Here is an 11717-nt window from a genome sequence, read left to right as displayed (position 1 = left end):
TCGAGTTGTCGATGGCTGCTGCCGCCTGCCTACCGATGGGCGAGATCACTGATTGTGATCGTTTAGCGGTGCCACTCGGGCGAACACGCGAGTTTCCTCGTGGGCGCACGGTGACAGCCAGGCGATGTCCCGCCACAACGATTTATTCTCTGGAGCCCCCGAGTGAGCAAGCGCACCTTCCAGCCGAACAACCGCCGTCGTGCCAAGACCCACGGCTTCCGCCTGCGGATGCGTACCCGTGCCGGTCGCGCGATCCTCGCGAACCGTCGTGGCAAGGGCCGCGCCGCCCTTTCCGCGTAACAACACGCAGGTCGTGACGTCGTGCTGTCTCCCGAAAATCGGATGAGGCGGCGCGAGGACTTCGCGAGCGCGGTACGCCGAGGGCGTCGGGCTGGTCGCCCGCTCCTCGTCGTCCACCTACGTACAAGCGGTGCAACGGACCCGCACGAGTCGGGGGAGATCGATCCCTCGGCGCGTGCGGGTTTCGTCGTCAGCAAAGCTGTCGGCAATGCCGTCATACGTAACCGGGTGAAGCGCCGTCTGCGCCATCTGGTCCGGGAGCGGCTGTCTCAGCTGCCCGCCGGTAGCCTGGTGGTGGTACGTGCGTTGCCCGGAGCGGGTGATGCCAGCGCCGACGAGCTGGCCCGGGACCTGGATGCCGCTCTGGTGCGGCTCCTGGGAGGCGTGGCTCGATGAAGTACCCGCTGCTCGCTTTGATCAAGCTGTACCAGTGGACGATCAGTCCGCTGCTCGGGCCGGTGTGCCGCTACTACCCGTCGTGCTCGCACTACGGGTACACGGCCATCGACCGGCATGGTGCGGTCAAGGGGACGGTCCTGACCGCCTGGCGGATCCTGCGGTGCAATCCGTGGTCGCCCGGTGGCGTGGACCATGTCCCACCCCGTAAACGCCCGCGTTGGCACGAGCAGCTGCGCAGTGCGTTGCGTAGATCTCGCAATGCTCAAGGAGCCTGATTAGTGGACACGATTGCCAATCTGTTCAGCTTTATCACCACACCCGTCTCGTGGGTCATCGTCCAGTTCCACAAGCTGTACGGGGCGATCTTCGGTGTGGACAGTGGGTGGGCCTGGGGCCTGTCCATCGTGTCCCTGGTGGTCTTGATCCGTATCTGCCTGATCCCGCTCTTCGTGAAGCAGATCAAGGCGACGCGTGGCATGCAGGCGCTCCAGCCGAAGATGAAGGCGATCCAGGAGCGCTACAAGAACGACAAGCAGCGTCAGTCCGAAGAGATGATGAAGCTGTACAAGGAGACGGGTACCAACCCGCTCTCCTCGTGCCTTCCCATCCTGGCGCAGTCCCCGTTCTTCTTCGCGCTCTACAGCGTGCTGTCGGCCATCGCCAACGGGAAGACGATCGGCGTCATCAACCAGGAGCTGCTGGAGAGCGCGCGTCAGGCGCACATCTTCGGGGCCCCGCTGGCCGCGAAGTTCACGGACAGCGCCGAGAAGGCCGCTTCCCTGGGCGCCTCGATCACCGATGTGCGTGTCGTCACCGCCATCATGATCGTCCTGATGTCGCTGTCGCAGTTCTACACGCAGCGTCAGCTGATGGCGAAGAACGTCGACCTGTCGGTCAAGACGCCGTTCATGCAGCAGCAGAAGATGCTGATGTACATCTTCCCCGTGATCTTCGCGGTCATGGGCATCAACTTCCCCGTCGGTGTTCTCGTCTACTGGCTGACCACGAACGTGTGGACCATGGGTCAGCAGATGTACGTGATCAACCAGAACCCGACGCCGGGCAGCAAGGCCCAGGACCAGTACCTGACCCGCCTGCTGAAGCACGTCAGCTCGCACGGTGACGTCAAGGGCCGGGGCAAGAAGAAGATCGTCGCGGCGATCGTGGCCAAGGGCCCGGACCGCAACGACAACGAGCGCAAGTTCATCTCCGCGCTGACCAAGCAGGGCATGGCCGCTCAGGCGGACGGCTCCGTGACCAAGAGTGCTGAAGCCACCGTGGATTCGGATGCGGCGAGCGGTGGTGTCGCCACGAAGCGGCAGCAGCCCAAGCGGCAGCCGAAGTCGAAGCGTCAGACGCCCCCCAGCAAGCCCTCCAAGAAGTAAGAAGGAGTCCCTCCCGTGACGGAAGGCACCACCACCGCCGCCGCTGAGAGTGGCGACACCCTGACCCGCCTCGAGCAGGAGGGTGAGATCGCGGCCGACTACCTTGAGGGTCTGCTGGACATCGCCGACCTGGACGGCGACATCGACATGGACGTCGAGGCCGACCGGGCCGCGGTGTCGATCGTCAGTGACTCGGCCGGCCGTGACCTGCAGAAGCTCGTGGGCCGCGACGGTGAGGTTCTGGAGGCTCTGCAGGAGCTGACCCGCCTCGCCGTGCACCGCGAGACCGGTGACCGCAGCCGGCTGATGCTGGACATCGCCGGGTTCCGCGCGAAGAAGCGCGAGGAGCTGGCGGCGCTGGGCGCTCAGGCCGCGGCGGACGTGAAGGCGTCCGGCGAGCCCCTGAAGCTGGCCCCGATGACCCCGTTCGAGCGCAAGGTCGTCCACGACGCCGTGGCTGCGGCCGGTCTGCGGAGCGAGTCCGAGGGCGAGGAGCCGCAGCGCTTCGTCGTTGTGCTCCCGGCCTGACCGGTAGCGAGAGTGTTCGGCCCCGTCTGTGTCGCAGACGGGGCCGAAGTTTGTCAGCCTGGCATGTGAACGACGCGCCATCTTGAAGACGTGGTTCTTCAGAACCATGCGGTACGGAAGGGACGGTCCCCGTGACGGAGGCAGCTGAGCTTCCCCCGGCGCCTGAAGAGGCGCGCGCGGTGTTCGGTGAGTTTTTCCCGGAAGCTGTGCGCTACGCGGAGCTGCTGGCCGATGCGGGAGTGAAGCGGGGCCTGATCGGGCCGCGTGAGGTGCCGCGGCTGTGGGAGCGGCATCTGCTGAACTGCGCTGTGCTGTCGGAGGTGGTTCCCCAGGGCGTCACCGTGTGCGACGTGGGCTCGGGTGCGGGTCTGCCCGGCATCCCGCTGGCGTTGGTGCGGCGTGATCTGAAGATCACGCTGCTCGAGCCGCTGCTGCGGCGGACGACCTTCCTCCAGGAGGCCGTGGAGCTGCTGGGCCTGGACCACGTCACGGTCGTGCGCGGGCGGGCCGAGGAGGTTCTCGGGAAGCTGCAGCCGGTGCACGTGGTGACGGCTCGGGCGGTGGCTCCGCTGGACCGGCTGGCCGCCTGGGGTGTGCCCCTGCTGCGTCCGTACGGGGAGATGCTGGCGCTCAAGGGTGATACCGCCGAGGAGGAGCTGGTGTCGGCCAAGACCGCGCTGACGAAGCTCGGTGTGGTGAAGACCTCAGTGCTGCACGTGGGTGAGGGTGTGGTGGACCCTCTGTCGACTGTGGTGCGCGTGGAGGTCGGAGAGAGTCCCGGCGGGGTGAGGTTCGCTGCCAAGCGTGCGAAGGCGGCCCGGGTGGGACGCACGCGTCGGCGCCGCTGAGGCTCTGGTTCTTGGGGTTCCGCAGGAGATTTCGGCCGTGTTGGGCCCTATAGGTATGGATTTCGGAGTGTCGTAGCGGCCTGAAGTCTTCACCCGGGCATCGTGTTTCACGTGAAACGTCGCTCTCTGCTGCACGGAATCATCAGCCGCGGTCGTGCGGCTGCGTCCCCCCGCAATCGCAAGGATGCGAGGGGGACGGAGTTGTCCACATCGGTGGATTCATCCACAGGAGTACGGGCCCCGCTGGTTCGCGACCCCGGTGACATGGGAGGCTCTGTTCATCGCGAGCCTGATGTCGAGGAGAGTGACACCGTGCGGTCCGACGCCAACCTCGCGGGGCCGATGGCCGACCCGGTCCCCGGTCCCCGCTCTGAATCGGCGGGAGACGATGTTTCACGTGAAACATCGCCCCCTCCCCTTGTAGACAACGACACCCCCATCGGCCGAGCCGCCCAGCTGGCGGTCGAGGCGCTGGGGCGCGCCGGCGAGGGTCTGCCCCGGCCGGAGCAGACCCGGGTCATCGTGGTCGCCAACCAAAAGGGCGGCGTGGGCAAGACCACGACGACCGTGAATCTGGCGGCCTCGCTGGCACTGCACGGGGCGCGGGTCCTGGTGGTCGACCTCGACCCGCAGGGCAATGCCTCCACCGCTCTGGGGATCGACCACCACGCGGATGTGCCGTCGATCTACGACGTGCTGGTGGACAGCAGGCCCCTGCTGGAGGTCGTCCAGCCCGTGGTGGATGTGGAGGGGCTCTTCTGCGCCCCGGCCACCATCGATCTGGCGGGTGCGGAGATCGAGCTGGTGTCGCTGGTGGCCCGTGAGAGCAGGCTCCAGCGGGCGATCCAGGCGTACGAGCAGCCGCTCGACTACATCCTGATCGACTGCCCGCCTTCGCTGGGGCTGCTGACCGTCAACGCCCTGGTGGCGGGGGCGGAGGTGCTGATCCCGATCCAGTGTGAGTACTACGCGCTGGAGGGGCTGGGGCAGCTGCTGCGCAATGTCGATCTGGTGCGGGCCCACCTGAACCCGACGCTGCACGTGTCGACGATCCTGCTGACGATGTACGACGGCAGGACCCGGCTGGCCTCGCAGGTGGCGGACGAGGTGCGCAGTCACTTCGGCAAGGAGGTGCTGCGGACGAGCATTCCGCGGTCGGTGCGCATCTCCGAGGCGCCGAGCTATGGGCAGACGGTGCTCACGTACGACCCGGGTTCCAGCGGTTCGCTCTCCTACCTGGAGGCGGCGCGGGAGATCGCGTTCCGTGGGGTCGGAATGCAGTACGACGCCCAGCAAGCCCATCTGGGCGCGGGTGTGAACAACAGCACGCAGAGTGTGGCGGAGGGGATCCAGTGAGCGAGCGACGTAGAGGTCTGGGGCGGGGGCTCGGTGCGCTGATTCCCGCGGCCCCGCAGGAGAAGACGCCGTCGGCGGGCGGCGGCGGGTCGACGTCTCCGTCGGCGGTGCCGGTGTTGACCTCGGAGCGCGGGATCGCGGCGGCGAAGCTGGCTTCGCTGGTGCAGGCCGATGTTTCACGTGAAACATCGCTCGCGGTCGCGCCGGTGAGCGAGCCGGTGCCGGAGGCGCCGGAGGCCAATGTGGTGGCCGGAGCGACGTTCGCGGAGCTTCCGATGGACGCGATCACGCCGAACCCGCGGCAGCCGCGTGAGGTGTTCGACGAGGACGCACTGGCCGAGCTGGTGACCTCCATCCAGGAGGTGGGTCTGCTTCAGCCGGTGGTGGTGAGGCAGTCGACTCCGGGCCGCTATGAGCTGATCATGGGCGAGCGGCGCTGGCGGGCCTGCCGGGAGGCCGGTCTGGAGAGCATTCCGGCGATCATCCGGGCGACGGATGACGAGAAGCTGCTACTGGACGCGCTGCTGGAGAACCTGCACCGGGCTCAGCTGAATCCGCTGGAGGAGGCTGCGGCGTACGACCAGCTGCTCCAGGACTTCAACTGCACGCATGACCAGCTGGCGGACCGGATCGGCCGCTCGCGTCCCCAGGTGTCGAACACGCTTCGGCTGCTGAAGCTGTCGCCTTCGGTGCAGCGCCGGGTGGCTGCGGGGGTGCTGTCGGCGGGTCATGCGCGGGCGCTCTTGTCTGTGGAGGACTCCGAGGAGCAGGACCGTCTGGCGCACCGGATCGTGGCCGAGGGGCTGTCGGTGCGTGCGGTGGAGGAGATCGTGACGCTGATGGCGTCGGAGCCCTCCAGCGCGGTGAAGCCGAAGGGTCCGCGTGCGGGTGCCCGGGTGGCTCCGGCGCTCAATGAGCTGGCGACGCGGCTGTCGGACCGGTTCGAGACGCGGGTGAAGGTCGATCTGGGTCAGAAGAAGGGCAAGATCACCGTCGAGTTCGCGTCGATGGAGGACCTGGAGCGGATTCTGGTCACGCTGGCGCCGGGCGAGGGCCGGGTGCTGGAGCAGGGTCTGTCCGGGGAGTGACACCTGGGCCGCCGAGGGGCGGATCGTGCCGGTGAGAACCGACGCGGTCCGCCCCTCTGGCGTCCTGTCGAAGCTGTGCCTGTCGAAAGAGTGGGGGCCAGTGGATACGATGCGTTCATGGGTCGTCGGCTGGTACCGCTCACGCTGGACAACCTCCAGGATCTGCCTCGTCGTTGCCGGTCCTGCGTGTTCTGGGAGCTGGATCCGGTCAGTGGTGAGGCCGCCGTGAAGGCGGGTACGCCGGCGATGGAGAAGGAGGCCTGGATCTCCGCCGTCCTCCTGGAGTGGGGATCGTGCGGCCGGGTGGTCTACGTGGACGAGGTTCCGGTCGGGTTCGTGCTGTACGCGCCGCCGGCGTACGTGCCGCGGGCCACGGCGTTTCCGACCAGTCCGGTGTCGCCGGACGCCGTGCAGCTGATCACCGCATGGATCATGCCGGGATATCAGGGGCAGGGGCTCGGCCGGGTGATGGTCCAGACGGTGGCGAAGGACCTGCTGCGGCGGGGGTTCCGGGCCATCGAGGCGTTCGGGGACGCGCGGTGGGAGGGGCCGGCCTGCCTGCTTCCGGCGGACCACCTGCTCGCGGTGGGCTTCAAAACGGTACGGCCCCACCCCGCGCATCCGCGGCTGAGGCTGGAGTTGCGCTCCACGCTGTCGTGGAAGGAAGACGTGGAGCTTGCGCTGGACCGGCTGCTGGGTGCGGCGCGCAAGGAGCCGGTGCTGCGCCCGTTGTGAGCCGGATACGTGAAACGGGGCCGCCCCTTTGAGGGGCGGCCCCGTTTCACGTGAAACATGTGCCTCGTCAGACGGTCTTGACCTGGACGAAGTTCTCAAGGTCGCGCAGGATGGCGGCCTTCGGCTTGGCACCCACGATGGTCTTGACGACCTCGCCGCCCTGGTACACGTTCAGGGTCGGGATGGACATGACGCCGTACTTGGCAGCCGTGGCCGGGTTCTGGTCGATGTTGAGCTTGACGATCTCGATCTGGTCGCCGTACTCGGCCGCGATGGCCTCGAGCGACGGCGCGATCTGGCGGCACGGGCCGCACCACTCGGCCCAGAAGTCCACCAGCACCGGCTTGTCGCTGGCCAGTACCTCGGCGTCGAAATCGGTGTCGGTCACGGTCTTGAGAGCCACGGCGGGCCTCCTTCTTTCCTGCGGGGTGGGGTGTGGGGATGAAGCGGGTCAGACGGTCGCGTGGGCCTTCTCGGCGTCCGCGAGGGCGGCGAGGAAGCGCTCGGCGTCGAGGGCGGCGGAGCAACCGGTGCCCGCGGCGGTGATGGCCTGACGGTAGGTGTGGTCCACGACGTCGCCGGCGCCGAAGACGCCGGTCACGTTGGTCCGGGTGGAGGGGGCGTCGACCTTGAGGTAGCCCTCGTCGTCGAGCTCCAGCTGGTCCTTGAACAGCTCGGTGCGGGGGTCGTGGCCGACGGCGATGAAGAGGCCGGTCACGGGCAGCGCGGAGGTCTCGCCGGTCTTGGTGTTGCGCAGGGTGAGACCGGAGAGCTTCTGCTCACCGTGGATCTCGGCGACCTCGCTGTCCCAGGCGAACTTGATCTTCGGGTCGGCGAAGGCGCGGTCCTGCATGGCCTTCGAGGCGCGCAGGCTGTCGCGACGGTGGACGATCGTGACGGACTTGGCGAACCGGGAGAGGAAGGTCGCTTCCTCGATCGCGGTGTCGCCGCCGCCGACGACGGCGATGTCGTGGTCCTTGAAGAAGAACCCGTCGCAGGTGGCGCACCAGGAGACGCCGCGGCCGGAGAGGGCGTCCTCGTTGGGCAGGCCGAGCTTGCGGTGCTGGGAGCCGGTGGTGACGATGACGGCCTTGGCGCGGTGCACGGTGCCGGCGGTGTCGGTGACGGTCTTGATCTCACCGGTGAGGTCCACGGACACGATGTCGTCCGGGACCAGCTCGGCGCCGAACCGCTCGGCCTGGCCGCGCATGTTGTCCATGAGGTCGGGGCCCATGATGCCGTCCTGGAACCCCGGGAAGTTCTCCACCTCGGTGGTGTTCATCAGCGCACCACCGGCGGTGACGGCGCCTTCGAATACCAGCGGCTTGAGCGAAGCGCGTGCGGTGTACAGGGCAGCCGTGTAACCGGCCGGCCCGGAGCCGATGATGATCACGTTTCGAACGTCGCTCACGGGTTTCTTCCTCGTCTCTGCGGACTGCGTGCTGCCTACCGGGGGCCGGTTCGGACTCTCACCCCACCCAACGGATCCTACGGCGCATGCATTCCCCTGCTGTCCCCTGCAGTCCTTACGTGTCGGTTACCGGGGATAGGTGTTCGTCAGCAGGACCTTTCCGGGGGTGGCCGGGGTGGTGTTCTCGCAGCCGGAGTCGACGAGGTAGGCGTCCACGCGGGAGGAGTCGCCCGGGTGCGGCAGGACGAGCAGGAGTACCGGAGTGCCCTGGTAGCTGCCGCGCTCGGAGGCGATCGGGGTCTCCGGGCGGCCGGTGGCCTCCTGGACGCAGGCGGGGACGGAGGCCGCCTGGCGGTCGTTGGGGGCGATCCCGGGTGCCGGGGTGTTCTCCATCCCGTAGGTGTTGTTCTGCTCCCCCTGGGTGGCCGCCTTGGCGCCCTGCCCGGAGTCGAGGAGCTGCTTGACGCTGCTGCGCAGGCCCTGGGAGGTGTAGGCGCCGTCGGTGGGGGGCTGGGCGGCGGAGCTCGTCGTTTCCCGGCGGGCGGTTGCGTCATGAGAGGGCGGGCCGGACACGTCGCTGAACAGGAAGATTCCGAGCGCGCAGGCGGCGGCCCCGGCCAGGCCCGTGAGTACGGCGATCCGGCGGCGGGCGCGGCGTCGCCCAGGGCCGCTTGGGCCGTTCGGGTGGCCGGCGGGCGATGTTTCACGTGAAACATCGCGGTCGGTCGGGCGGGGACGGGCAGCGGATGCGGGCCGACTGTCCTCGTCGGAAGCCTGGGGGGTGGTGGAGTCGAGGAGGGCCTCGGCGGCGAGGGCCGCGTCGATGCGGCCGGCGATGTCGGCGGGCATCCGGGCCGGGCCCGGGAGCGTGCCCAGGACGGCGCGGATCTCCTCCAGGGAGGCGCGGACGTCGGCGCACAGGGTGCAGCCGCCGAGGTGGAGTCTGACTTCGGCGCTGCGGGTCGGGGAGAGGAGTCCTTCGGTCAGGTCGGAGATCTCCGAGACGTCCGGGTGCCGGATCGTGCCGGTCGTGCCGGTCGTGGGGGTCACGGTCGTCCACCTCCGCCCTTCACTGCGTCTGGGTCTGGCTGCCTGGGTTCTGCCGCTGGTGGGACGGCTGTGCCCGGCGTCCGGTTCCTTCCCCGCTCGGTGGCGGTGTTATCCCCGGCATTCGTGCGCAGATGAGTGAGCATCGGGAGGAGTTTCGCGCGGCCGCGTGCGCAGCGGCTCTTCACGGTGCCGGTGGGGACGTCGAGGATGTCGGCGGCTTCGGCGACGGGGTATCCCTGCATGTCGACGAGGACGAGCGCGGCCCGCTGTTCGGCAGGGAGGGTGCTGAGGGCGGCCAGGAGCTGGCGGTGGAGGTCCTGGCGCTCCGCGGGGGCCTCGGCGGACTCGTGGGGCTCCAGGAGGCGCTCCAGGCGCTCCGTGTCGTCGAGGGGCGAGGTCTTGCGGGAGGCGGCCTTGCGGGCCCGGTCGAGGCAGGCGTTGACGGTGATGCGGTGCAGCCAGGTGGTGACGGCGGAGTCCCCGCGGAAGGTGTGGGCGGCCCGGTAGGCGGAGACGAGGGCGTCCTGCACCGCGTCGGCGGCCTCCTCGCGGTCGCCGAGGGTGCGCAGGGCCACGGCCCACAGCCGGTCCCGGTGCCTGCGGACGAGCTCACCGAAGGCGTCGGGGTCTCCGGCGACGTGCAGCGCCAGCAATTCCTGGTCGCTGTCCCCGCCGGTCGCCGCGTCGTGCATCACACCTCCCCTCCCGGAAGGGAGCGTACGGGTCGGGCGGGACGAATACGAGGGCCTGCCCGGGCCCGGTGGCTGTCCTCGCGGCCGGTCCTATTCGGCCGTGCCGAGCACCTTGATCTCTTTGATGCCGCCGCGGTAGGCGCCGCTTCCGTCAGAGGGCAGGGCCGTGATGTGGACCAGCAGGAAGCGGGTCTTCACCGGGGTCTCCAGGGTGGTCTTCAGGTCCTTCCCTGTCGTGCTCGGCTTGACGACCTCGTGGGGGAAGTCCGAGAGGGAGCGGGCTGAGGAAGCCTCCGGGGAGGCGGCCCGCACCTCGACCTTGTGTCCAGCCGCATACAGGTCGACGTCGAGGCCGGCCACGTCCTGGACGCTGCCGAGGTCGACAACGATGCCGCTGCCGTCGTCGTAGCTGTCCAGGTTGCCGAAGTTGGCGTAGCCGTAGAACACCTTGGTGACCCAGGCGGTGTCGGCGTTGCGGTCGACCGCCTTGTCCGCGTCCTCCGCCTTGATCGGCTCCTTGCCGAAGACGGTGGCGTTGCCGATGGGCAGCGGCTTGCCCGGCTTGATCTCCTTGGGGGCGTCGGTGGGCTCGGTCTGCTGGTTGGAGCCGCTGTTGCCGGAGCCCCCGTTGTTGCCGCGCAGGAGGGTGTCGGCCAGCTGCCAACTGCCGAGGCCGAGGGCGGCGATGAGCAGGGCGGCGACGCCCCACTTCAGGGCCCGGCCGGTGCGGCTGTTCAGCGGGGGCGGCGGGGGCGGCGGGGGGACGGCCGTGACGGACTGGGTGGGGGGCGTACCCGGCGTGGGGCGGCCGTAGCTGCCCTGCTGGTAGGTGGTGTGCTGGTACTCGGGCGGGGCGGTGAAGGCGGGCTCCGGCGGCCTGATGCGGGGCATCGCGGCGACGGCCTTGGCCAGCTCCTCGGGGGTGGTGCAGGCGGGTTCCTGGCGGGAGGCCGTGGCCCCGTCGTTGGCGAGGGCGCGCATGGCGAGCTCGCCCAGGCCCCGGTGGACCCCGGCGCGTACCTGGTCGGGGGCGATCAGGCCAACGCCCTTGGGCAGGCCGGTGAGGCCGTAGGCGTCGTTCTCGTACGGCCAGCGCTGGGTGAGTGCGGCGTACAGGAGTGCGCCGATGGCCTCGGTGTCGGCGCGCTGCGGTGTCTCGCTGGTGATCCCGCGCAGGGCGGCGTTCACTGCGAGGCCGCGGATGCGGTACTGGCCGGTGGAGGTGCGCAGTATCGCGCTGGGTGTCAGGCGCAGATGGGCGAGGCCTTCGCGGTGGGCCGCGGTCATGGCCTGGGAGATCTGGCTGACGAGCTGGTACGCCTCGTGGGGCTCCAGGGGGCCCGCGGCGAGGAGCGCGGTGAGTTCGGTGGCGTCGGGCAGCCATTCGTGGACGACGTAGACGAGGTCGTTCTCTTCCACGGCGTCGAGTACCTGGACGAACCGGGGGTCGCCGAGCAGGGCGGAGGAACGTGCGGCGGCCAGGACGGAACGGGCCCGCGGGTGGTCGGCGGGCAGCAGGTGGACCCCGACGGCCCGGCGCAGCTTCTCGTCCATCGCACGCCAGCTGCTGAATCCGTCCACACGGGTGACGCACTCTTCGAGCCGGTAGCGTCTGGCGAGTTTGTGGCCGCTGTGGAGTTCTGGTGCGGCCGCGGGGGCCGCGGGCGTGCGTTCGCCGTCCTTTTCGGTCATGGGTCCGTCCGCGGCTCGTCCGTTCTGGGTGTCCACCCCGTCGGCCGTGGCCTTGTCCGCTTTCGCGGCCAGCGGCTTGTCGCCACTGTTGTCGGCCACGTCGACGGCAGCCGTGCTACGTTCCGCCACCGTCGTTCCCGCCTCCCCATTCGTTGCGCGCTGTCGGCCAATCTGCGAAGCCAAGCCAATTGTGCCCACAGTCCGACGCTATGCACGACACACGAAGGGGGGCG

The 11717-nt window shown here is 69.0% G+C and carries 14 protein-coding genes; 9 read left to right on the top strand and 5 right to left on the bottom strand.

The window, feature by feature from the left end:
- Positions 1-162: 162 nt before the first annotated feature.
- From rpmH to JIW86_RS20865, 9 genes are all read left to right on the top strand, one after another.
- On the top strand, positions 163-300 hold the full coding sequence (rpmH, locus tag JIW86_RS20905; RefSeq protein WP_008741645.1) for a 50S ribosomal protein L34: 138 nt from the start codon (positions 163-165) through the stop codon (positions 298-300).
- A gap of 21 nt (positions 301-321) precedes the next feature.
- A complete protein-coding gene (rnpA, locus tag JIW86_RS20900) occupies positions 322-696 on the top strand; it encodes a ribonuclease P protein component (RefSeq protein ID WP_257555371.1) in 375 nt (124 codons plus the stop codon).
- Positions 693-974 (top strand): membrane protein insertion efficiency factor YidD, encoded by a 282-nt coding sequence (yidD, locus tag JIW86_RS20895; protein WP_075970728.1) that lies wholly within the window; start codon positions 693-695, stop codon positions 972-974. The genes rnpA and yidD overlap by 4 nt, the downstream gene beginning before the upstream one ends.
- Before the next feature lie 3 nt (positions 975-977).
- On the top strand, positions 978-2084 hold the full coding sequence (yidC, locus tag JIW86_RS20890; protein ID WP_257555369.1) for a membrane protein insertase YidC: 1107 nt from the start codon (positions 978-980) through the stop codon (positions 2082-2084).
- Between the two features lie 15 nt (positions 2085-2099).
- Positions 2100-2612 (top strand): protein jag, encoded by a 513-nt coding sequence (locus JIW86_RS20885; protein WP_030755362.1) that lies wholly within the window; start codon positions 2100-2102, stop codon positions 2610-2612.
- Positions 2613-2743: 131 nt separating this feature from the next.
- Positions 2744-3460, top strand: coding sequence for a 16S rRNA (guanine(527)-N(7))-methyltransferase RsmG (gene rsmG / locus JIW86_RS20880; protein ID WP_257555368.1), 717 nt, complete (start codon positions 2744-2746; stop codon positions 3458-3460).
- 264 nt (positions 3461-3724) lie between these two features.
- Positions 3725-4816, top strand: a complete 1092-nt coding sequence (locus JIW86_RS20875; protein WP_322975539.1) for a ParA family protein — start codon at positions 3725-3727, stop codon at positions 4814-4816.
- Entirely contained in the window at positions 4813-5904 is a 1092-nt protein-coding gene (locus JIW86_RS20870; protein WP_257555367.1) for a ParB/RepB/Spo0J family partition protein, read from the top strand. The genes JIW86_RS20875 and JIW86_RS20870 overlap by 4 nt, the downstream gene beginning before the upstream one ends.
- A 117-nt stretch (positions 5905-6021) precedes the next feature.
- Positions 6022-6639 carry a GNAT family N-acetyltransferase gene (locus JIW86_RS20865; RefSeq protein ID WP_215139806.1) on the top strand — a complete coding sequence of 206 codons (618 nt, stop codon included), beginning with the start codon at positions 6022-6024 and terminating at the stop codon, positions 6637-6639.
- Positions 6640-6706: 67 nt separating this feature from the next.
- On the opposite strand, the gene trxA is transcribed toward JIW86_RS20865, so the two are convergent.
- The 5 genes from trxA to JIW86_RS20840 form a co-directional block, all read right to left on the bottom strand.
- Complete coding sequence (gene trxA / locus JIW86_RS20860; protein ID WP_215139805.1) at positions 6707-7042, bottom strand: thioredoxin; 336 nt, start codon at positions 7040-7042, stop codon at positions 6707-6709.
- 48 nt (positions 7043-7090) lie between these two features.
- Positions 7091-8050, bottom strand: coding sequence for a thioredoxin-disulfide reductase (gene trxB, locus JIW86_RS20855; protein ID WP_215139804.1), 960 nt, complete (start codon positions 8048-8050; stop codon positions 7091-7093).
- Positions 8051-8176: 126 nt separating this feature from the next.
- Entirely contained in the window at positions 8177-9100 is a 924-nt protein-coding gene (locus tag JIW86_RS20850) for a hypothetical protein (RefSeq protein WP_257555366.1), read from the bottom strand.
- Positions 9097-9792, bottom strand: coding sequence for an RNA polymerase sigma factor SigM (gene sigM / locus JIW86_RS20845; RefSeq protein ID WP_215139802.1), 696 nt, complete (start codon positions 9790-9792; stop codon positions 9097-9099). Before sigM ends, JIW86_RS20850 begins: the two co-directional genes overlap by 4 nt.
- A gap of 90 nt (positions 9793-9882) precedes the next feature.
- Positions 9883-11613 (bottom strand): protein kinase family protein, encoded by a 1731-nt coding sequence (locus JIW86_RS20840; protein ID WP_257555364.1) that lies wholly within the window; start codon positions 11611-11613, stop codon positions 9883-9885.
- Positions 11614-11717 lie beyond the last annotated feature (104 nt).

It is taken from the genome of Streptomyces sp. NBC_00162, from assembly GCF_024611995.1.
Lineage (GTDB): Bacteria > Actinomycetota > Actinomycetes > Streptomycetales > Streptomycetaceae > Streptomyces.
This window is presented reverse-complemented; position numbering and strand designations above follow the sequence as displayed.

Excerpts from the sequence above, each read along its gene's own strand:
- yidD (WP_075970728.1), top strand. The coding sequence starts at position 693 with ATGAAGTACCCGCTGCTCGCTTTGATCAAGCTGTACCAGTGGACGATC.
- JIW86_RS20875 (WP_322975539.1), top strand. The coding sequence starts at position 3,725 with ATGGGAGGCTCTGTTCATCGCGAGCCTGATGTCGAGGAGAGTGACACC.
- JIW86_RS20865 (WP_215139806.1), top strand. The coding sequence starts at position 6,022 with ATGGGTCGTCGGCTGGTACCGCTCACGCTGGACAACCTCCAGGATCTG.
- sigM (WP_215139802.1), bottom strand. The coding sequence starts at position 9,792 with ATGCACGACGCGGCGACCGGCGGGGACAGCGACCAGGAATTGCTGGCG.